The organism is Paraburkholderia sp. GAS33 (genome assembly GCF_050436645.1).
Taxonomy (GTDB): domain Bacteria; phylum Pseudomonadota; class Gammaproteobacteria; order Burkholderiales; family Burkholderiaceae; genus Paraburkholderia; species Paraburkholderia phenazinium_B.
Genome location: NZ_JBNDMP010000024.1, coordinates 34799 through 56583 on the forward strand (window position 1 = coordinate 34799; position 21785 = coordinate 56583).

General features: G+C 56.3%; 15 protein-coding genes and 1 pseudogene. 8 read left to right on the forward strand and 8 right to left on the reverse strand.

Annotated elements, in window-relative coordinates; genetic code table 11:
• The first annotated feature begins 7 nt into the window (after nt 1-7).
• The 5 genes from P3T24_RS37515 (at nt 8) to P3T24_RS37535 (ending at nt 7932) form a co-directional block, all read left to right on the forward strand.
• The gene (locus P3T24_RS37515) at nt 8-3193 is read left to right on the forward strand and encodes an efflux RND transporter permease subunit (RefSeq protein WP_074267543.1); all 3186 of its coding nucleotides are present in this window, start codon (nt 8-10) and stop codon (nt 3191-3193) included.
• A 1-nt stretch (nt 3194) separates the two neighbouring features.
• The gene (locus P3T24_RS37520) at nt 3195-4664 is read left to right on the forward strand and encodes an efflux transporter outer membrane subunit (protein WP_074267544.1); all 1470 of its coding nucleotides are present in this window, start codon (nt 3195-3197) and stop codon (nt 4662-4664) included.
• 777 nt (nt 4665-5441) lie between these two features.
• Entirely contained in the window at nt 5442-6161 is a 720-nt protein-coding gene (locus P3T24_RS37525) for an SDR family oxidoreductase (RefSeq protein ID WP_074267545.1), read from the forward strand.
• A gap of 358 nt (nt 6162-6519) precedes the next feature.
• Nucleotides 6520-6843 (forward strand): NIPSNAP family protein, encoded by a 324-nt coding sequence (locus P3T24_RS37530; RefSeq protein WP_074267546.1) that lies wholly within the window; start codon nt 6520-6522, stop codon nt 6841-6843.
• A gap of 279 nt (nt 6844-7122) precedes the next feature.
• Nucleotides 7123-7932 (forward strand): SDR family NAD(P)-dependent oxidoreductase, encoded by an 810-nt coding sequence (locus P3T24_RS37535; protein WP_254368980.1) that lies wholly within the window; start codon nt 7123-7125, stop codon nt 7930-7932.
• A gap of 205 nt (nt 7933-8137) precedes the next feature.
• On the opposite strand, the gene P3T24_RS37540 is transcribed toward P3T24_RS37535, so the two are convergent.
• The 5 genes from P3T24_RS37540 to P3T24_RS37560 all read right to left on the reverse strand — a co-directional run bounded on the left by P3T24_RS37540 (nt 8138) and on the right by P3T24_RS37560 (nt 13970).
• A complete protein-coding gene (locus P3T24_RS37540; RefSeq protein ID WP_429441729.1) occupies nt 8138-9232 on the reverse strand; it encodes a porin in 1095 nt (364 codons plus the stop codon).
• Nucleotides 9233-9365: 133 nt separating this feature from the next.
• The gene (locus P3T24_RS37545) at nt 9366-10340 is read right to left on the reverse strand and encodes an ABC transporter permease (RefSeq protein WP_074267548.1); all 975 of its coding nucleotides are present in this window, start codon (nt 10338-10340) and stop codon (nt 9366-9368) included.
• 4 nt (nt 10341-10344) lie between these two features.
• A complete protein-coding gene (locus P3T24_RS37550) occupies nt 10345-11274 on the reverse strand; it encodes an ABC transporter permease (protein WP_074267549.1) in 930 nt (309 codons plus the stop codon).
• Nucleotides 11271-12833, reverse strand: coding sequence for a sugar ABC transporter ATP-binding protein (locus P3T24_RS37555; protein ID WP_074267550.1), 1563 nt, complete (start codon nt 12831-12833; stop codon nt 11271-11273). The genes P3T24_RS37550 and P3T24_RS37555 overlap by 4 nt, the downstream gene beginning before the upstream one ends.
• 60 nt (nt 12834-12893) lie before the next feature.
• On the reverse strand, nt 12894-13970 hold the full coding sequence (locus P3T24_RS37560) for an ABC transporter substrate-binding protein (protein ID WP_083611630.1): 1077 nt from the start codon (nt 13968-13970) through the stop codon (nt 12894-12896).
• 1133 nt (nt 13971-15103) lie between these two features.
• On the opposite strand from P3T24_RS37560, the gene P3T24_RS37565 reads away from it, so the two are divergent.
• Nucleotides 15104-15352 (forward strand): hypothetical protein, encoded by a 249-nt coding sequence (locus P3T24_RS37565; protein WP_074267552.1) that lies wholly within the window; start codon nt 15104-15106, stop codon nt 15350-15352.
• A 1266-nt stretch (nt 15353-16618) separates the two neighbouring features.
• Here P3T24_RS37565 and P3T24_RS37570 read toward each other — a convergent pair.
• Nucleotides 16619-17593 (reverse strand): quinone oxidoreductase family protein, encoded by a 975-nt coding sequence (locus P3T24_RS37570; RefSeq protein WP_429441726.1) that lies wholly within the window; start codon nt 17591-17593, stop codon nt 16619-16621.
• A 287-nt stretch (nt 17594-17880) separates the two neighbouring features.
• Nucleotides 17881-18699: pseudogene (locus P3T24_RS37575) on the reverse strand (EAL domain-containing protein); the annotation flags it as partial.
• A 1016-nt stretch (nt 18700-19715) separates the two neighbouring features.
• Here P3T24_RS37575 and P3T24_RS37580 point away from each other — a divergent pair.
• Entirely contained in the window at nt 19716-19946 is a 231-nt protein-coding gene (locus P3T24_RS37580; RefSeq protein ID WP_143787664.1) for a hypothetical protein, read from the forward strand.
• A 249-nt stretch (nt 19947-20195) separates the two neighbouring features.
• Here the strand turns inward: P3T24_RS37580 and P3T24_RS37585 are convergent, their stop codons facing one another.
• Nucleotides 20196-20858, reverse strand: a complete 663-nt coding sequence (locus P3T24_RS37585; protein WP_074267555.1) for a FadR/GntR family transcriptional regulator — start codon at nt 20856-20858, stop codon at nt 20196-20198.
• Nucleotides 20859-21552: 694 nt separating this feature from the next.
• On the opposite strand from P3T24_RS37585, the gene P3T24_RS37590 reads away from it, so the two are divergent.
• A partial coding sequence (locus tag P3T24_RS37590) for an alpha/beta fold hydrolase (protein WP_429289447.1) occupies nt 21553-21785 on the forward strand: 233 nt, incomplete at its 3' end.

Genomic DNA, 21785 nt, shown 5'->3' on the forward strand with positions numbered 1-21785 from the left:
TCAAGTCATGAAAGGTATAGCTAATTATTTTATCGACCGACCGATCTTCGCTGGTGTTTTGTCGGTTCTGTTCGTGATCGCTGGTGCCATTGCGCTAGTGATGCTGCCAGTCAGTCAATATCCGGACATCGTACCGCCGACTGTTGTCGTGCAGGCGAACTACCCGGGGGCAAGTCCCGAGACGATTGTGCAGACCGTGGCCACACCTCTTGAGGAGCAGATCAACGGCGTCGAACACATGCTGTACACATCGTCGCAGGCGACGAGTGACGGACGGCTTGCGCTGACAGTTACCTTCGCACTCGGCACCAACCTCGATACGGCGCAGGTTCAAGTGCAGAACCGGGTGGCGCAGGTGTTATCGCGCCTGCCCGATGAGGTTCAGCGCCTCGGCGTGACGACCCAGAAGAGTTCGCCGGAGGTCACACTGGTAGTGCATCTGGTGTCGACGAACCATCGCTATGATGGTCTCTATCTCTCGAACTACGCCCGCACACACATTCGCGATGAATTGTCTCGTCTCGATGGCGTCGGTGACGTGCAGATCTTCGGTGCGGGTGAATACAGCATGCGCGTGTGGCTGGATCCGCAACGTATGGCACAACGCGGACTGACGGCACCTGACGTTATAAAGGCGATTCGGGAACAGAACGTTGAGGTGGCAGCAGGCACGCTTGGCGCTCCCCCGATGCATACGGACGACGCATTTCAATTGAATGTGAATACTCAGGGGCGTCTCGTTTCCGAAGACCAGTTCCGCCGAATTATTTTGCGCAGCAGTGGCGACACGGGTGTCGTGCATCTTGGCGATGTCGCGCGCGTCGAACTCGGCGCGGACCTGTACGCGCAGCGTAGCCTGCTGAACAACGATCCGGCTGTTGGTATTGTGTTGTTCCAGCGCCCAGGCAGCAACGCGATCCAGACGTCGAACGAGGTCATGACGACAATGAAACGCCTGAAGGCGAATTTTCCGGAGGGTCTGGACTTTCGAATCATCCGCGACGATACGCAGTTCGAGCGGGCGTCCATCGAAGCGGTCGTTCATACGCTTTTCGATGCAATTGCGCTTGTGGTGCTGGTCGTTATTCTTTTCCTGCAGACGTGGCGTGCATCGATCATTCCACTTATTGCGGTGCCCGTGTCGCTGATCGGCACGTTCGCTGTTATGGATGCAGTCGGCTTCTCGCTCAATACGCTGTCGTTGTTCGGGCTCGTGCTGGCGATCGGAATTGTTGTCGACGACGCAATCGTCGTGGTTGAAAACGTTGAGCGGCATATCGAGCTGGGACAGAGTCCGAAGGAGGCGAGCCGACGTGCGATGCGGGAAGTCACTAGCCCAATCGTTGCCACGGCACTGGTACTGTGTGCAGTGTTCATACCGGCTGCTTTTATCAGTGGGCTCACCGGCGCGTTCTATCGCCAGTTCGCGCTAACGATCGCAATCTCGACGGTGATCTCCGCGTTCAACTCCCTGACGCTGAGCCCGGCGCTTGCCGCAATACTGCTCAAGTCTCACGACGCGCCTAAAGATGCGCTGACAGTATGGATCGACCGCCTGTTCGGCTGGTTATTCAGACCCTTCAACCGGCTGTTCGTGACTGGCGCGGGTCGTTACGTCGGCGGTGTGAGTCGGGTGTTGGGCCGTTCGTCGGTTGCGCTTGTGGTGTATGGCGGTCTGATTGTGCTCGCGGCGGTCGGCTTTATGCGAGTACCGACTGGTTTCGTGCCGACGCTCGACAAGCAACTCATTCTCGCATTTGTCCAGTTACCGAGCGGCGCGTCACTCGACCGCACGGAAGGCGTCGTGCGCGAGATGACTGACATCGCAGCTCATCAGCCTGGCGTCTGGCGCTCCGCGTCATTTCCGGGTCTGTCGATCAATGGCCTCACGAATAGCAGCGATTCGGGTGTGATCTTCCTTCTTCTCAAGCCGTTTGAGGAACGGAGGGATCCGTCGCTGTCGGCCGACGCGATCATTGCTGCGTTGAACAAGAAGTATGCGGCTATCTCTGGCGCCAGCATTGGCGTCGTGCCCGCGCCGCCGGTGGACGGCATGGGCGAGACGGGCGGGTTCCGGATGCAGATTGAAGACCGTGCTGGCTATGGTTCGATGGAAATGCAACGCCAGATTGATAAACTCATTGCGCTAGGCGCGAAAGAGCCCGCATTGAGCCCGCTCTATTCGAGCTTCGACGCACGCGTACCGCAAGTCCGCGTGGACATAGACCGCGAGAAGGCGAAGCTTGAGGGTCTCGACATGACCGACGTCGCCGACACGCTTCAGGCGTTCACGGGCACCTTCTACGTGAATGACTTTAACCGCTTCGGTCGCACGTACCAGGTGAATCTCTCCGCTGAACCGGACTTCAGGCGCACGCTTGACAACATCGGGCAACTGAAGGTCCGTAACTCTTCGGGGGTCATGGTGCCACTAGGCTCGTTCGTGTCAGTGCAGCGCACCGTCGGGACGGAGCGTTCGATGCACTACAACGGTTATCCCACGGCGGAAATCAACGGCGGCGCCGCGCCGGGTTACAGCACCGGACAGGCACAGGAAGCGATGGAGCGCATTGCGCGTGAGAATCTGCCGAGAGGGATGACGTTCGAATGGACCGATCTGACGTACCAGCAGATCCTTGCGGGTAATACGGCTGTACTCGTATTTCCTTTGTCCGTGCTGCTGGTGTTCCTCGTGCTCGCCTCCCTGTATGAGAGTGTTTCGCTCCCGCTGGCGGTCATCCTGATTGTACCGATGGTACTTTTGTCAGCTATTGGTGGCGTGTGGCTCACACATGGCGACAACAATATATTCACGCAGATCGGTTTGATCGTGCTGGTAGGCCTCGCGTGCAAGAACGCAATTCTTATCGTGGAATTTGCACGCGACGCACAAGGACGCGGTATGGATCGCAAGCAGGCAGTCCTTCAGGCAGCGCACCTGCGTCTGAGGCCGATCCTGATGACATCGGTGGCATTCATCATGGGTGTTGTTCCACTGGTGTTGGCTCACGGCGCGGGGGCGGAGATGCGACACGCGATCGGTGTGGCGGTGTTCGCTGGGATGTTAGGCGTGACGGCGTTCGGATTGGTGTACACGCCTCTTTTCTATGTGTTGGTACGCGGGTTCGTGGAACGGCGTGAGGCGCGCCGCAGTAAGGCTATCCAAAGCGCGCCGGTTCTCGGGGAGCACTGAAATGAATAGGCTGAATCCTTTCTCGGCTGTTGCAGCAATCCTGTCTGCGCTGGCGCTCGCTGGGTGCGTGTCCGTCGGGCCCGATTACCACGCCGCCGCCCCAGCGGTACCGAAGCTGCTCAACGTCGATCCGATGCGTGAGAACAACGGGAGCTTCCAGGCACAATGGTGGAAGCAGTTTGGAGATCCGACGCTTGATGCCCTTATACAGATGGCGGCGCTCGATAACCTCGATCTACGCGTTGCACAGGCACGCCTCCGTGAGTCGCGGGCCTTCGTAAGCGGCGCGGAGTCGGCGGAGATTCCAACCGTTTCGGCTGGGACCAGTTTTGCGCGCACCTATGGTCAGTATCCGGGAATAACCACGGACCAGGTTAGCTACGACGAGTATCGCGCTGGGTTCGATGCCAGTTGGGAACTTGATCTGTTCGGTGGCATCCGACGCGAAGTGGAATCGTCGAAGGATGAACGCGATGCACGGCAGGCGGCATTGCGCGGCGCCCAGGTTTCCGTCATTGGCGAAGTGGCCCGTAATTACTTCATGATGCGCGGTTCACAGGCACGAATCGCCATTGTCCAGAACGACATCAAGACGCTCCAGGAGACGCTGCGTCTCGTGCAGGCGCAGGCGAATGTTGGCACGGGCTCGGAGCAGGATGTCGCAAGCGCGGGCGCTCGGTTGAGTGCAGTGGAGGCGCAGTTGCCCAATCTCAGGATAGACGAGCAGACCGCACAGTTCCGGCTTGCGGTGCTGCTTGGCAAGCGCCCCGGCGAACTTGACGTCGATTTGTCGCCGCGCACTTCCGAGCCAATCGCCGTGAGCCTACCCATGGGGTCAATAGGCGATGTGCTTGCGCGTCGACCTGACGTGCAGGAAGCGGAGCGTCGACTGGCGGCATCGACCGCGCGTATCGGCGTTGCGGAGGCCGACTTCTATCCGCATGTTTCACTGGTCGGATTTCTCGGCTTTCTCTCGAGCCAGGGCACGGATTTCTTGACGGCGGGTTCGCAGGCATGGTCGATCATGCCGGGTATTACCTGGGATGGTTTGAATGTACAGCGCGTGCGTGCAAACCTTCATGCGGCGCAAGCCCGCTCGGACGCTGCGCAAGCCGCTTACGAGCAAAGCATTCTTCTCGCTATCGAGGACGTTGACAGCGCGCTCACGTCTTACAACGAAACTCATGCTCGGGTCGGCAAACTGATCGATCAGTTTTCGCAGAGTCACCGCGCAGCTGATCTCGCGCGCGTCCGCTACCGGGAGGGATCGACAGGTTTTCTGGAACTGCTCGATGCCGAGCGGGTAGAGCTCGCTGCGGGGGATGATCTGGCGCAGGCCGAGTCGGATATTAACGTACGCGCTGTGGCACTGTACAAGTCACTCGGCGGAGGGTGGGAAGCCTGTGGGGGTGATCGTTGCGATGCACTTGCGCTGACCCAGACCTCAACACAACCCTCTACGGCGCGCTGATCTGGCCGCCTTAACCTCAGCGGCGGTATCAACGTTGAGAGCATTCCGTACATTGATCGCCTCGTTTTCTGTGCCGGAGGTCGCTGGTTGAGACTGGCGGCCTCGATTTTTTTTGCATTTTCAGGTTTTTGCGCAAAGCTCTGCGCGCCATCCATAGATCGTTCGGCGCCTACCTGATCTCCTCGTGACAGGCCAGCGCACCGCCTTAGCATCATGCGCCTTCCGATACCCGATATCCGGCGTGCGCCGTGACAACGTGGGTTGTTGCTTCCCCGCGATTGTCGTCGCATCGCCCTCAATCTGCCAATACCTCTGAAAGATCGCTGGCAGCACCACGGAGCGTTCGAATTGCAAAGGACCTCGGGAAAGACCTGATCACGCAACTGGATTCTTCGATACGCCGTGAGACGATACGATAAGCCAGTAGTCAATTACACACCTAAAGTTGCTTCGCAGGGCTCACGGGCGGATGTGATCTAAGCGAAGTACGAAGACCGAGGGAAGTGACTTCTTCTACTAGATGAAACTGGGAGGTGGTGTCAGGTTGGCCGCATACCGGCGGCTGGTACAACTCGGGACCTTTGGGGCAGATATGAACGAGCGCGGCTCCGGTTCCAGTCGGGACCAGACGATAACCCATCGGTTGTTGCCAGCCTCAAGCGAAGAGTAATGGAGCCTGACGTCACAGTGCGGAGCAATGTGGAATGGACAAATCTATTGTGATGGCAATGATTCAAAAAGTCAGACTGGAGTTTTTCTAACGTATCGGAGGAAACGGTGTCGCTTAAAGATAAACGGATTGTGATTCTCGGTGGATCGTCGGGACTCGGTTTCGCGACGGCGAAAGCAGCGGCAGATGAAGGTGCACTCGTGGTCATTGCATCTAATAGTCAGGCGCAGATAGAGCAGGCGAAGGACAAACTCCCCTCGAGTGCTGAAGGGCACGTGATCAACCTGCTGGATGAGGACAGCATCAAGTCATACTTTGAAAAGATCGGAGCATATGATCACCTCGTGTATACCGCCGGCGATCCTTTGCGAGCGGTCAATCAGAAAGACATGAGCTTTGAGGAAGCGCAAAGGTTTTTTGGAGTTCGCTACTGGGGCGCCTTTCTGGCCACAAAATACGGTGCAGGAAAAATTCGCGAGGGTGGCTCGATCGTCCTTACTTCGGGGATGACATCGCAACGCCCTCTTAAGAGCATGTCGGTGGTTTCGAGCGTCTGTGGGGCGGTTGAAGCGCTCGCGCGTGCCCTTTCAGTAGAACTGGCGCCGCTGCGGGTCAATGTAGTTTGCCCAGGAACGGTCAAGACTGAACTTTGGAATACCTTTCCCGAGGCCGCCCGTGAAGCGATATTCCAAAGTGCGGAACAGAGTCTGCTCGTTAAGCATGCCGGTGAACCTCATGAAGTCGCCGAAGCTTACCTCTATCTGATGCGAGGCGGCTTCACGACCGGTCAGGTAGTGGTAGCCGATGGAGGGTTAGCAGTAGGCTGAGGCATTGTCGCCATGTAAATGTACCGAGTGGCTTTGCGGTGACTTGCCGCTCGGCTCAGTCGAAACAGGGGGCATCCACGGAAAAGTAGCTAACGACGATGGATGTTTGATGCATCAATCACCACAACTTACATAGGACTATTTAGGAAATGACTATTGCGAAAGATTCTGTGTAGCCCATCCGTTTGAAGCGGACGAAGTGGTGGCAGCCCATCTGTAATTGATTCGCAATGGCGGACGTCGATCGTAGACGCCGCGTTAGAGTGGAGTCAGGAAGGCGAAAATCCCTGCACTGACAGTCGTAATAAAATTAGTTATCCAAATGTGTTTTCCACATGAAGAAGGGAGGTTGATTGAGATGTTCTACGAACTGCGCACCTATATCTGTACGCCCGGTCGGCTCCACGCTGTCGCGGAACGATTCGAACATCCGGTACTGGGTATCTTTCATGAACTGGGCATCCAGACAATCGGATTCTGGACCACCGAAGCAGACAGTAAGTCCGAACTGATTTATCTGCTGAAGTGGAACAGCGAGGCCGAACGCGCCGAAAAGATGGGGGCGTTTCTGAAAGACCCACGCTGGCTGGAAGCGAAGCTGAGTTCCGAGCGTGACGGCCCGATCGTCGAATCGTTCTCGGCGAAAACATTGACGCCCACTACGTTTTCCGCGCTGCGATGAGAAAACGCGGGACGCCTCAATCCGAATCTCAGGTAACGGACATTCGAACGAAAGAGACATCCCTGAGTGAAGTCAACACGCAAGATGTGAGCTTTCTCGAGCATGAATGAGGGCTGAGCTTCGCTTACATCGTCGCTAACTGGTCCATTGGACTTTGTCTTGTTTTTGGGTTAGGTCCGCTCGCCATTACCGGCGAGCTGGCCAGCAAACACGTGGGTCTTGAGAAGGAATTACGTAGTCACCTTCGCGTCTTGGTGCCGCTTACGGCTCTGGACGCTAATGATACTTAAATGGAGATATGTTATGAACAGGCTTTCGAACAAGGTGTGTCTGGTTACCGGCGGGGGAGGAGCGATTGGACATGCGACAGCCAAGGCCTTCAAGGACGAGGGCGCAACGGTCATCATTTCGGATATCAGCGAGCGTCTGTTGGATGAATCCGCTGAAGAAATCGGGTGTTCGTCGGTGGTTCAGGATGTCACGAGCGAGGAGCAATGGACGCAGGTCATCGATGAAATCGAAAAGAAGCATGGTCGCATCGATGTTCTTGTGAACAATGCAGGCATTCTGGGGTCCACGGAGAACGTAAACCCGGAGACCACGCAGGTCGACGAATTCCGTCGCATCCAACTGGTCAACGTCGAGTCGGTGATGCTTGGGTGCCGTAGCGCAATTCCTGCAATGAAGCGTGCGGGCGGAGGGTCCATCGTCAACATCTCCTCGATTGCCGCAGTACTCGCAACGCCGTTTGAGGTCGCATATGGTGTGAGCAAAGCAGCGGTTCGCCACCTTAGTTGGTCTGTAGCGGCGCACGGCGCTCCGTTCGGCATTCGCTGCAACAGCATCATGCCGGGCCAGATTGAGACGGGTGACGGCGGCATGATGGATTCGATTTTAAAGGGTGCTGCGCGTCGTGGCGAGTTTTCGGACCCGGAAGCAGCACGAGCCACGTTCACGGCGCTCATTCCGCTCGGTGCGCTTGGGACGCCACACGACGTTGCGATGGGGGCGGTCTACCTGGCCTCAGACGAGAGCCGGTATGTCAGTTCAATTTCGCTGCAAATTAGTGGAGGCTGGCTGGTGCTGTAACGGCGGATTCCGGCGTACTGAAAGCGTTCGAAACCGGTCGGAGACGGCGGTTGTTCTGCAAAGCGCGGGGCGAACCGCCGGCAACCGGAAAAGGCACACTCCGACCGTTCCCATTCATAGTAGTGTTGTCGCGTTGGTGGCAAGTTGAGGGTGACGCGGCGACAACTGCGGGCACGAAACGGACCACGTTGCCGCGGCGCCACCTTCAAAATGAGTGTGTGATGCCGACGCGAGTGACAACCTGGTTTTGCGTGCTGGATGGGTTGAAGGAGGTTATCTGCGCGTATTGGGCGGCCCCAGCGGCGTGTTGGTAGATTCCCATTACGTAGACGGACGTGCGCTTCGAGAGACTGTATTGCGCAATCAGGTTAACCTGGTGGTACTTCGGCGACGTGTCGGTTGCATGCTCGAGGCCGGTCGTGAATGTATATCCAGCTCCGATGATCAACGCGGAGTTGACCGAGTAGATACCCGATACCTCATAGTTTTGGAAGTGCAGGTCATGTCCTCCAGGGCCCGCGGCAAAATCGACGTTCGAATAGTCGGCCCCGACCTTGAGCGAACCAAGCACGTAGGCGGCGCCGGCCGACAGAGCACCCTGATAACGCGCGTTCGCGAGTGCGTCGCCGTAGATCGTGTTGACGTAGCCGCCGCTGCTGCCATAGCCGGCGACCGCCGTGATCGGATCGTTGATGCGAAGGTAGCTGACGCCCGCACTGAACGTGCCATGCGAGTAACCCGCGGCCGCACTGTACGAAGAGTTGTTGGAGAACTGGCCGGCAACACCCCCGAACGAGTAGTGACCCTCGAACGTAAAACCCACGAGATTGGGGCTCACATACTTGACCGCGTTGTTGATTGGGAATCCGTTGTCCAGATTATCCATATCGTTCGGGTGTGCGAAGTACCAGCCGCCATACTGGCCGTTCAGCGTGAACGGCTCGACGATGTCGACGGATGCATCCCATTGCTTGCCAAACGTTAGCTGACCGTATTGATTGGACTTGATGCCGACATAAGCATTACGGGAAAACGCCAGACCACCGCCCAAACCTCCCGTCGCCGCGTCAAAGCCGCTTTCGAGCCGAAAGATCGCCTGATTGCCACCACCAAGGTCTTCCGTGCCGAGAAGGCCCCACCGGCTACCGAGGGGAACGCCGCTTTGCATCTGCGTGAGCTTGCCACCGCTGCCGGGCACAACGTTCCCGTTTGAGCCGCTGACAACGTTGTTCGCGTAATCGATGCCGACGTCGATTACGCCGTAGAGCGTGACGGTGCTTTGGGCATGAGCGCCTGCCATTGCGAGCGCCAGCGGCAGTGCCGCAAGAGTGTTTCTTTTCACTACTGTCTCCTTGTAATGAGGCCGCGAGCGGCGGCCAGGTCTTCTTCGTGTCGAACTTCATGCGCTATGTCGCTTTGCGCAAGGCGACGTATCACCGGCTTCGAAATGTGAAGACAAGTGCGGCTAGCGCAATAATTGCTCCTTGGACCATGGCTTGACCGGCGGCGCCGAGTCCAAAACCGATTAACAGGCTAAAAAGGTAGGTAAGCATGAATGCGCCGACAGCCGGCCCCAGCATGCGTCCCTTACCGCTGCCGAAACTCACGCCACCGAGAATGACTGCCGCCAGCGAGTTAAGTACCAGGTCCTGACCGATGTTCGTGTTGCCCACCGAGACTGAGCCAACGAGCAAAAGAGCGGCCAATGCGGTTGTCAGTCCAGAGAAGATATGGGTAATCGACATGACGCGAAGGCTTGGTATGCCGGACACGGTTGCGGCGGTCGGGTTGGATCCAACCGCGTCTAGATAGCGACCGAACACGCACGTGCGCAAGCTAAGGGCGAATGGGATGAGCACTGCGACCCACACAATCGCCGCGATCGGAAGCGACCCGATGCGACCCGAACCCACGATCCGCAGAAGGTCGGGTGTTTCGCCGGGTTGATGGTATTGGCTCGCTGCAACGACGGAGCCTGTTAGGACGATGGCCATCGCGAGCGTGACGACTACCGCCGACGCCCGGAGGCGAGTGATGATCAGGCCGTTGATGGTTCCGATGAGTGCCCCCGCAAGCAGTGCCAGGAAGACCAGAGCGGGAACCGGCAGCGGGATTGCCCCGCTGGTGACTATCCAGATGACGACTACGACGACCCCACTGATTGAAAGGTCGATGGAACGACTCCGGACCACCAGAGACTGTCCTATGGTGACTACACCCAGGATCGCACCCTGCTTCAGGATTGCAAGAAGCAGCAACGGGGAGAGCAGGGCCGGGCGCGTTGCCCAGGCCACTAGCAGCAGAATTCCGAGGCCATACCAGGATGGCGGTTGATTAGAGAGAAAGCCATAGAGTCTGCGAGCGGCGCGTTGGCTATCGGGAGTTTGTTGGACTGTGATTGCTGGCATGGTATTAAAACCCTATGATCGTTCGACGCTGAAAGCTGATAGCAATGAGCAATAGCACCCCAGTAGCGGCAGATTGCAGGAACGCGTCGATACCAACAAGGTTCATTCCATTGCGCATCAGGCCCAAGGTGAGAACGCCGCAAAATGCTCCCACGGCACTGCCGATTCCGCCGGAGAATTGGACTCCGCCAAGCGCGACGGCTGTAATCGTTGCGAGTGCGAACTGCGCTCCTATGACGGGGTCGCCAGCGCCGATTCGACCTGTAAGTACAACACCAGCACAAGCGGCAAACAGACCTCCGGCAGCGTACGCTGCAACGATGATCTGACGGTCCGTTACGCCGTTAAGCGATGCGTTGCGCGGGTGTGCGCCGACCGCATAAAGGCGTAGACCAAAACGCGTACGGGCGAGAAGCCACCCTACGACTATCACGCAGCCTAGTAGCAGCAATATGCTGACCGGCAGGCCGGCGATAGTCGAGTTGATGAAGGCCGGTAAGAACGGAGGAGCAAGCCCTCCGGCCGTTGGGAGCCAGTACAACGCCAGTCCCTGGACGAACGTCATGGAGCTGAGCGTGGCGATAATCGGATGCATACGGGCCACGGACACCGCGAGACCGTTGGCGATACCGATGACACAACCCAATAAAAGAGCGAGTGCGATACCCGCGGTTGACCCGACAGAAGCGGAGGCGACGCAGGTAGTCAGACTGATTACTGAACCAACGGACAGGTCGATTCCGCCCACCAGGGCGACCAGCAACTGGCCCAATGTAGCAATTGCAAGCGGTGCGATCTGGGCCGAGAGATTAGAAAGATTGCCGCGATTCAGGAAATCGGTGGCGGCAAAGGAAAGCCCAACGATAAGCGCGATCGGCATCGACACGACGTAGGGTTTAAGGCCGGAGCGGGAGTTGGGACCGAATGGGTTCATTGCGTCTTCTCCGTTGATTGTCGCTGTGAGACGCCGAGCGCGTGCGACATGACAGTTTCTTCTGATGCTTGAGTGCCATCAATTTCAGCGACAATAGTGCCTGCCCGCACGACAAGAATACGGTCACACAGCCCGATGAGTTCTGTCAGTTCGCTGGAGCCGACGAGTACCGCTCCACCCTCGTCGGCAAATCCGCGTAGTAGCCGATAGATATCTGCCTTGGCGCCTACGTCTACGCCGCGGGTTGGCTCCTCGATGAGCAGGATGTCGATGTCAGCGATTAGCGCTCGTGCCAGTAGAACCTTTTGCTGATTCCCGCCAGAAAGGGTTGTGACAGACTGCTTTGGATGCTTTACCTTGAGACCGATCCGCGCAATGACGTCTTCTACAAGCGAAGATTGGGCTGAAGCGTGGCCGTATAGCGCACTATCCCGATAGGTGCCTATAACGACGTTTTCCGCAACCGAGAGATCCAGGTACAGGCCTTCCGCTTTGCGGTCGCCGGGTACGAAGGCTATCCCGTGGGCGAGGCGCCGCGCCACGCCGGCACTCGGGTCGACTGGATGGGCTTTGCCGACGCTATTGAATTTTTCAATCGTCGCATGCGGTGTTTGCATGAGACCTGCTGCGGCCCGGATGATTTCCCGCTGCCCTTGTCCCTCCAGTCCAACGAGTCCGACAATCTCTCGTCGGTTCAGATTCAAATTCACGGCGCTGCGTCCAGGACCGGAATTCAGGCGTTCACATCGCAACGCACTGGATAGCTGGCCAGACGACCTGTGCGGGAAGAGGTCCTCGATAGGGCGACCGACCATCAGCGTGACGAGTGTGTGTTCATCCAGTTCGCTGCAAGGAGTCGTAAGAACATGCTGCCCATCCTTCAGCACGGTGACGGTGTCGCACAATCGAAAGATTTCATCGAGTCGGTGGCTAATATAGAAGATGGATTTGCCTCTTGCCTGCAGGTCCTTGATGAGTGTCTCAAGCTTTTTCACCTCGGGACCATTTAGTGCTGCCGTAGGTTCATCAAAAATGAATACCGACGCATCTGTCGTGATGCCCTTGGCGATCTCCACGAGTTGCTGTTCGCTCACGGAAAGGCTGCCTGCGAGCGTCCCAGGATCGATGTCTACGCCGAGGGAGTTCAATGTACGACTCGCACGTTCATGCATTTGCTTCCTGTTGATCCATCCGCGCCTGCCAGACTCGCGTCCGATGAAAATGTTTTCGGCGATAGTCAGATTGGGCAGCAGAGTGAATTCCTGGAATATCGTGGAAATGCCATGCTCTCGGGCACTGCGTGGATTGCGCAGCGTTATGGTTTTGCCATGCATGCGCAATTCGCCGGCGCTCGGCCGATACACACCAGCGAGAATCTTCATGAAGGTCGACTTGCCAGCACCATTTTCGCCAGTCACGGCATGAACGGAGCCAGCGTGGCCGGCTATTGAAACACGAGAAACCGCGCGCGTATTTCCAAAATTCATGGAAATGTCGATGCCTTCGATAAGCGGTGGCCACGCCTTCCGATGCGGGGCTTTTTCAGCTTGATACAGCATGTTTGACTCCGTGTGTCAGGGACAGAATGCACATGGGAGGGACGCCTGCCGGGTTGGAGACTATTTGTTTTGATAGAGGTGCTTAAGCGTTGCATCCGGAAGCAACGAACCCACCCAGTAGGAGTCGTTCAGGTCGGGACGGTAATACTTGGTCAGGTTCTCGCGTGTGATGACTTCTCCCCCGTCGCTCCAGTAGCTTCGATACATCTGGTCACCTTCAAGGAGCAACAATGCCGCTCGAAGTGCGACCGGTCCCAGGGACGGAGGGTAGATATATGCTACAAACGGTCCCCCCGACTTCTGGGCGGCTCTGAGAAAGCCATTGTTGCCCTCACCCGTCACAGGAACTGGAGCTTTTCCGACTTCCTGGAAAACCTCCAGGCATCCTCGCGACATCTCACCTCCGGAGGCCCAGATGCCGTCGACCGGCTTTCCTGAAAGGAGCAGGCTTTCACATGCCTGTTTGCCCTTGGCATAGTTCCAGTCGGCATAGACTTCGGCAGAGACCGGCAACCTGGTTACTTTCAAGGACTGAGCGAGTCCCGCGTAGCGGTCAGTGTCTTCTGTGTTTCCGGCGATGCCACGAAACGCCCAAATGCTACCTTTGCCACCCAGTTGCTTTGCAAGCCAGTCGGCCATGATCTTTCCTTCAGGAGCCCCGCCGGATAACACGGCGACCGCGACCTGGTCTGAACTGGCGGTGGCCGTGAAGGTAACAACTGGAATCCCTTTCGCGGCCGCTTTGGCGATCTGCGCATTAATGGCGGTCGAGGAAACCGGCGATACTACGATGGCGTCGACGCCCTTCGTTATCTGATCTTCGAGGTCTGCAGCCTGTCTGGCGGCATTCGAATCACTCGATATCACCGTGAGTTTCCCGATTTCGGGATGCAACGTTGCCTCGTGGCGCACCTCCTCGGTTTCCTGGATTAACCATGTCGTAAAAAGACCAGGCATAGCCAAAACGACGTTGTAGGGAGGGCTTTTCTTGAATGCGCCAGCCTTGGTCAGTTGTGCGGAGGTCGGCTTGTATTGTGGATCCTTGAGATCGCCGACCTGCGCGGACGATGGCTGTGCAGCCGTTGCCGTCGAAATTAGTATAACTAATGAAATAAGAGGTGTTTTGAGAGAAATCACGATCTTGTCTCCTTGTTTGAAATTTAATCGTCAGCTATAGCAGCGTTGCGGGATGCTCGTCACGCATCAAGATGGACTCCATACATCAGCACTTCGCATTACGAGTGCGTACGTGGACATCGGGAGAATCTGGTGTCCGGCGGTCGTAGCGTGGCTTGGATCTCCATGCTGTCAGCGTCCTCTCAACCTTAAGCAAACCCAGCGAAAAGCGAAAATCGGCTGGTTGCGTTCACGCATCCCGGTCTGATGGTTTCGAGTTGTATTGCGTTCTCTTGTGGGGTGAGCATGACGTCGTCTCCTGGTTTCATCTATTGGAGGAAGGAACAGACCTCTCGTGTTCTAGATCATTCGGACAACGCTTGCCGACTGCTCCTGCGCTTCCGGCAACTGCTCATGTGAAGCAAGTGTAAGGATGTGTTCGATTTCAGACTTATCGGATCGTCTTGTGACGTATCGGATCGTCCAGTTCCGTCATGAGGTATTTCCCGGAGTTCCATGTGTTGCAATCGTCCGACGACGCTTGTAATTACGCACTTCCTCGTCGAGAGATCTGGTGGCGTGGCATGCACCAATACCAGGTTATAGAGGGAGGGGCGGCAGATGCGGATAGTGTCTAGGCTTGGAGCATCAACGCGCGCGATTCCCTGGATGAGCGCTGGCGTATGCGTTCCTGAGGGCTTCCGCAAAGGGTGCGGGACAGCCTGGGTCAAAGCATTGTGCCTGCTCGTCAGGATCGGCCCGCAACTATGGCCTCCATTCAGCCTTCGACTGGCACCACGCGAAACGCAGAGGACTTCGGGAAAATCCTGACTACGAAGCTGGATTCATGGATATACGACGGGACGTTCCGATAAGAAATAGGACCAACGTGCATCTACGATTGATTTACAGGATCGGCTGGTGCGAGCTTACTAAACCGACTGCACCGAACAATTTATATTTCGTTTAACGAATGTTTCCACCATGAGAAAACGTTGAGCGGATTGGTGTGAAGGTGGGTAACTGCGAGATGGGGACATTGAAGTTCGAGACCGGTTTCTGTGAAGGGAAGCGTAGGGCATGGCGGTGCGGAAGGAAAGGTCCTGTTGGGATATCCGTGCACGCATCAGATTTTTTCTTGAAAGGAGACATCAATGAAGCGAACGCGTCACCCTCTCATGACTGTCCAACTGGACGGCACAGAACTGCGTGCCGATTATTGCGAGCAGACCGGGCGTCTGCGGATTCTTCAGGGAGAGACTGTAGTTCGGAAGTGGCTTCCGCCCAATTCGTGGATTGCCATCGCATCAGTGGTCGGCTCCCGAAACTGGGGGACACGGCCGGACTGCAACGAACTGCAGACTGTGCTGGAGAGCCAGGCATCGCTGCTGCAGATCGGTTAGGCGCGTTGTGGCGCGCCTGGGTCCGAATTTCCGTTGAAGTGCTGAAAATTAGCTGCGTGGGCTGATAATCCAGTTGCTCGTTTTTAGTTTCGAAAGTGTTCTTGGTTGCGGGCTGGCGAACTGTGAGAGCGCGCAGTTTGGCGTACCTGTATCGATCGCCGCCGGTATCGACGTTATGAAAAACTCATGCTCGGACGCTCGATCTCCTGTGGATAAACGCTCCACATGCCGTCATCGTGAAGGAAGAAATAAATTGTCAACGCGCCTGTCGGCCGTAATGTCTCAACGCACACATATCGGCGCCGATTTGGACGTATGTGACCGAACCGGACTACCCGAGTCAGTGTTGCGGGATTCGCTCCAAGCCATCTAGCGACCAGGGAACGCAAAGAACGGTCCATCGTACTCATTGCTTTCTCCTTCAAGTTCGCATCGCGTAAACGCGATAATCCCATTAAAAGTTAAGGATTGCGAATTGTTTGTCATAAGGAGCGCGGTTATCTTGTCAGAGTTGTAGAGGCTCGTTGCAAATCAGGTTAAATTGCTACGAACTTAAGCGCGTTCGAGTGAGAATATATAAATTTCGTCGCCAAATGTCTGATCGTTGTTAAGATGACTTGGCGAATCCTGAGATTCAACTCTAGGCGTAGACTTGATTTTAGGGTTACCAGATCGTCTCGTCGTTTATCGAGGAATCCAGTTCTGTTATTAGGTATTACCCGGGGACAGAGGTGATTCATCCGGCTGGGATGCATGGTCGTGCGGTGAGAACGAGTGGTCGAGCGGCAAGTCAGGCGTCTCTCCCTGACATTGTGCTCGATGAAAGAAAAATAAATTTCGACACGCGTTGATATCGAGATTGTTGACAGGCGCTATAGACTGCGTGGATCGGTCGGCGTGGTGGGCGCGTCGACCGATCCACGCGACCCGATGTTGTTTTTTTAACGGGTCTTCCCACGGGCGGTGTCAATTGACCGCCCGTTTTTTCTCACTAATCAAAAGATGCCCCTGTCCCTGGCTCGACAAGGGATGCTAGATGCGCGCTATGCGTGGCAGGCGCGCGGCCAAGGTTGTGTCAGAGGTGAACTAGGGCGTGTTGTGTAGCCTTGGCGAGGGTATGTACGACCAATAGAACGTTATACCGATCGGCATGGCGCGTTCGCTCGAGGGTGCTCGAGGGAACATAAAAATGTTTGATTGAAAGAGACCGTTCAGTGCTGGACGGAACGGTCCGATGATTCCACCTTGGTGTCCCTCTTGGCGCGCTTACGGCAAGAGAACGGTCGAACCGGTGGTGCGGCGGCTTTCAAGTTCGATGTGTGCCTTCGCAACTTCGGACAGCAAGTAGCGCTGGTTGATGCTGGTCTTGACCTTGCCAGACACCAAAACTTCAAACAACGCGGTCGACATCGCCTCGTAGTCACTGCGCTTGGCGATGTGTGTAAACAAGGTCGGCCGGGTAAAGAAGAGCGAGCCGCGTCCGACGAATTCGGAGGAGTCGATCGGTGGCAGCGGACCGGATGCATTGCCGAAGCTCACGAACAGGCCAAGCGGCGCGAGGCAGTCGAGCGAACCCGCAAACGTGTCCTTGCCTATCGAATCATAGACGACGGGCACGCCTGCGCCGTTTGTAATCTCGCGCACGCGCTTGGTGAAGTTCTCGCGCGTGTAGACGATGGCGTGATCGCAACCATGTGCCCTGGCGATTTCCGCCTTTTCGTCCGAGCCAACTGTGCCGATCACCGTCGCGCCCAGCGCCTTGGCCCATTGAGACACCAACAGGCCAACGCCGCCTGCAGCTGCCTGGATCAGGATCGTGTCACCCGCCTTGACAGGGTAAGTGCGTCGCAACAGGTATTGCGCGGTGAGCCCTTGCAGCATCACTGAAGCGGCCTGCTCATAGCTCAGTGCATCCGGCAGCTTGACGACCTGAACGGCCGGCAGCACCCGTTCTTGAGCATAAGCGCCTGGAGGGCGCGCCACATACGCAACCCGGTCGCCAATCTTCAGACCTGTCACGCCGGCGCCCACCGCCGTGATCTCACCCGCCGCTTCCATGCCGAGGCCGCCCGGCAGCGGCAACGGGTACGAACCGGTGCGGACGTACACGTCGATGTAATTGAGACCGACCGCATGCTGCTTGATGCGGATCTCGCAGTTACCCGGCTCGCCTACCTCGACATCGACCCACTTCATCACCTCGGGGCCGCCTGTCTTATCGAAACGAACTGCTTTGACCATGGTGTTTCCTATATCGACCAGAGTTAGACGGTGCCACGTTCAGCCCAGAAATGGCTCAGGCAAGAGACGCGAACACGAAACGGCTGTCATCCAGCTCGTCATATCGGAGACCGGAGCGACATCGTTTTGTTTATTCTCTCGCTAATTGCGAGCGACATAGCATCATGTCAGTAATGCCAAAATGGCATGAACCGGCTTTGCCGAAAGATTTTGCTGGATTGGATCGGCTTGACAAACCGTCTGTTGCGTAGGGCCTGAGATTGTGCGGCTCACCACGGGATTCGACATGAGCGTGATCTATCACAAGAAACCGCGATGTGGCCCGCGCGAATCGCCAGGCGGACCTCGTCCGCCACCATGCGAGCCGGTTGCGCGGTGGGTCGACCGAAGAAATAGCCTTGGCCGCAAGCAATCCCCAAGTCGCGCACGACGATCAGGTCCGCTTCGTTTTCGATTCCCTCTGCAACCAATTTGGCGCCGCTCGCGTGTGCGAAGTGCTGTATGGCACGAACAGCTTCGAGCTTAAGAAGATTGCTCGCGATGTTATGGATGAAGAACCGGTCGATTTTCACAATGTCCGGTTGCAATTGCACCCACAGATTCATGCTGGCGTTGGCGGTACCATAGTCATCAAGTGCGAATTGCGCACCAGCGGTACGCAAAGTCGTAAGCACCTGCAACAAGCTGTCGATGTCACGAATCGTGCTTTGTTCGGTCAACTCGATCACGATTCGCTCAGGGCTGATGCCTGACTCGCGCAGCAATGTGAGCACGTCGTCACTGGCCTCAGCGAATCGACGTATCGTATCCGCGCTGAAGTTGAGGAAGAGCTTGCCCGCACACGCGAGCTTAGCGAAGGTCTCAATGCAGGTACGTGCGGCAGCCTGCTCGAGTTCAATCACGCAACCTTCGGTGCTAGCCTGTGCGAAAAGGTCGTACGGGCTCTCGAGCGGGGAACCCGCTGGCCCCCGAATCAGCCCCTCGTAACCGAGAATCGCCCCGTCGTCGAAATTCATGATGGGTTGGAACACGGCAGACAACTGACCCCGATCGATAAGGTCCACGATACTGATCGCGTCGAATCCTGGGGATGGGCGAAGTGACATGGTAGTTGTCCGAAGCGGAGGGGTGTGGGTTGGTCGGAAGTTCTTCGAAAAGATTTAAATGAAATATTCGTGATACACGCGTGCCTGAGAGAACTCCGGATCAAGTAGTGGACCTGCGCAAGATACCTAAATTGCGATTTCCATGTAACGACTCTCCAATAGATGAGCTAGGCAACACGTGCTCCGCGAATCGTACTGGAGGTGCCGGAAAAATTTAACACGTATTTCATCATGGGCAGTCATTTTCCGGATTAGAACTACCTCGATGGCATACCTAAAATGACAGCCCTGCATGGCGATCGCGAACGGATAGGTCCTTGCCGGTGGATCATGTTATCAGCCGGTCCCAGATTTTTCACCAACGTCGATTTTCTGTATCGTCTCATCCGGCGGCAAAGGGTTTTGGTTTCCTGTCCGAGAAAATTCCGGCTCGCGTCGTTCTATCTGTCCCGCAAGGTCGTTGATATTTGTCGTAGTCGCCATCGCGCTGGATTCGGATGTGATTTTTTTAAATGGTTAGCAAACCGAAGGAAATGTGAGTGTTTTTAATACGTCCGCAGTCATAGCTTGATCTACGGGAGCTGTATTTCGCAAAAGATAATTGCTAGTGAGACAACCCGAGGGGCGAAGCGCCGCGACCTTAAGAGCAGCAAGAATACGGAGTTGGATTTCCAGATATGCGACGGGACGCTCCGATAAGCCCGGAGCCATACATTCACCTAGAATCAATGCACAGGATTTTCTGACGGTCGTTGCCGGACGGCGTTGAGAGAAGCGATGTCGGAAATTGATCGGATTGCAGATTAAACGCAGCAACGATCGGAAGGTGCGGTCTAGTTAATCGGTGCAGTTGGTCTTGGCGTCGTCCGTCGACCATGAGCCGCTGCATGTGAAGATCCGACAGATGACTCTGTAGATTGATTTTTTGTCGGGTTCGTCAGGCAAGCAGCGGCTTTGCTTATCGGGAGCGAGCGATTGGCCGTGCATATCGGAAGCATTGATAGGAGTAGAAAGCAATGAAACTCAACAACAAAGCTGGGTCGAAGGTTGAAAACCTCGGTGCCGACCGGCGAGATCCAAATGCGGATCCAGAAACACTGGAAGGTGCGAGTAGTGAAGCTGCAGCTCAGTCACCCAGGTCGACGCAAAATTGGGCATGGCTTGCGGACAGTAGTCGTTATGATTGGATGGATTCGCATACCCCATCATTCGACCCCGAAAGTTGGAACGACACGTCTTTCGATTAGCAATGACCGGTTACAAGGCAGCCCCATTTCCGCGAGGCAGAGGCCAGTGTCCGCCGCGGGCATCAGATGCACCTTCCGACCGCCTCCGGAGCGGTACAGTGCCGACACCGCACGAAGCAATCATGCCGGAGCGAATGAGAAACGTCTTATGTAGTCCCGCATCTGGAAATACGGACGCTGCCGCGGGTATCAAAGAAAATGGTCGGGTGCACAGGCCCCGACCTGATTGCGTGGATTTGCTACGCGAGTCTAGTCGCGATTGGCAATGTATTTGCCAATCTGCTCGATATGGGTTTCCATTGCACGACGAGCTGCTGCAGCATCTCGTCGAAGAATACTGCTCACGATTGCGCGATGCGCAGCAACTGTGACCTCAAATCGTTCGGGCGTAACTGCGAAGTACTTGACCTGGCTCCAGGACGGTGACTGCCTGACCTGATGCAAAGCCTTGAACGTGAAAGCAATGAAGCTGTTGTGAGTTGCCTTCGCGATCGCCATGTGCAGGTTCGCATCCCAAAAGTCGACCGATTTGACATCTTTAGCGTTCTCGCACTCAAGCATGCATTTCTCGATCGATGCGAGATCGGCCGCTGTTGCGTGAAGCGCCGCATGCTCTGCTACACCAGGTTCAAGTAGAAGGCGAGCCAGGTTCAGGTCGGCCGGGCTGATGTCGGCAAGATCCTCTTGCTCGAAGCTGGGTGGCAAACTGCCGGCAACAAAGGTTCCCCGTCCCACACTGCGGACGATCATCCCTTCGCGCTCAATGTTGGCAAGCGCCTTTCGAACGCCGCTTCGAGGGATTCTGTACTCGACAGCGAGTTCTCGCTCTGTAGGCAAGCGCCCCTCCGGAAGAAAGGCACCGTCCGCAATGCGCTGCGACAATGCAGCCGCGACAGCTTCAAAGTCTTCCATATCAGACCTTCACCATAGTTGTCATTCCTCTCGCGTTTTGTTCGATTATAAGGCACTTAGCCCGTCGTAAACCAATTTTTCAACCGGTTTGCGGAAAGGTTCACTCGTGTTGGTAGAGCCTAGCACGCGCAATAGGGGCGTGGGATTGGTCGGGCATCTGGATTGCATGCATGGGCGCTGAAAAATGGACTTTCTGATAACGGAGCGCCGACGGGTCATCGGGCATCTGAAATGTTAGGGACTCCCGCAGAAATTCAGACACTGAGCTAGATTGCCGGATACGCGACTGGACAATCCGATAAGCGTCCGATTGGACACCCTCCTAGAATTTGTTCACGGGATTCACGGTGCCTGGATGTTTAACGACGGTTCGGGCACCTTGGGACAGTTCCCTCCTCGAAAAGATAAAACCAGGAGACGGTGTCATGCTCATCGCACACGAGAGCCCAACGCAATGTCGATCGTCAGTCAGGATATGAGCGAGCACGGCCGTTCGACGACCGTCGCGACAGGCTGCACCTGCCCGAGAGACCGACAGGCGATGTCGGGTGACGTGCCCGTCACTACGTTTTCGACGCTGTTGCAAAGACAGGTCATTGCGACTTCGCCGGAACAGCGAAGTCACACTTCATAAAAAGCGGCGCCCTGACGCACCGATCACCTTCGATTCACAAAACCTATTCAGGAATGACATATGAAACTCAAATACGATGACGTAGGAGCAGGTACGCCGGTCGTGCTCGTGCACGGACTCGGCGGCACGGGTAACGTTTTCGGAGCCCAGGTTGCGGCACTCTCGCCCAGCTTCCGGGTTGTGGTTCCGGACGTCCGCGGCTGCGGCCGCAGCGACAAGGCACCGATTTCCATCGATGCGCTGGTCGCCGATGTCGTGGAGCTGATCGACGGTGCGGGTTTTGAAAGTGTCCA

Coding starts and splice junctions, on each gene's coding strand:
- P3T24_RS37515 (WP_074267543.1), top strand. CDS start 8: ATGAAAGGTATAGCTAATTATTTTATCGACCGACCGATCTTCGCTGGT.
- P3T24_RS37520 (WP_074267544.1), top strand. CDS start 3,195: ATGAATAGGCTGAATCCTTTCTCGGCTGTTGCAGCAATCCTGTCTGCG.
- P3T24_RS37530 (WP_074267546.1), top strand. CDS start 6,520: ATGTTCTACGAACTGCGCACCTATATCTGTACGCCCGGTCGGCTCCAC.
- P3T24_RS37535 (WP_254368980.1), top strand. CDS start 7,123: ATGATACTTAAATGGAGATATGTTATGAACAGGCTTTCGAACAAGGTG.
- P3T24_RS37540 (WP_429441729.1), bottom strand. CDS start 9,232: ATGGCAGGCGCTCATGCCCAAAGCACCGTCACGCTCTACGGCGTAATC.
- P3T24_RS37545 (WP_074267548.1), bottom strand. CDS start 10,340: ATGCCAGCAATCACAGTCCAACAAACTCCCGATAGCCAACGCGCCGCT.
- P3T24_RS37550 (WP_074267549.1), bottom strand. CDS start 11,274: ATGAACCCATTCGGTCCCAACTCCCGCTCCGGCCTTAAACCCTACGTC.
- P3T24_RS37555 (WP_074267550.1), bottom strand. CDS start 12,833: ATGCTGTATCAAGCTGAAAAAGCCCCGCATCGGAAGGCGTGGCCACCG.
- P3T24_RS37565 (WP_074267552.1), top strand. CDS start 15,104: ATGAAGCGAACGCGTCACCCTCTCATGACTGTCCAACTGGACGGCACA.
- P3T24_RS37570 (WP_429441726.1), bottom strand. CDS start 17,593: ATGGTCAAAGCAGTTCGTTTCGATAAGACAGGCGGCCCCGAGGTGATG.
- P3T24_RS37580 (WP_143787664.1), top strand. CDS start 19,716: ATGAAACTCAACAACAAAGCTGGGTCGAAGGTTGAAAACCTCGGTGCC.
- P3T24_RS37585 (WP_074267555.1), bottom strand. CDS start 20,858: ATGGAAGACTTTGAAGCTGTCGCGGCTGCATTGTCGCAGCGCATTGCG.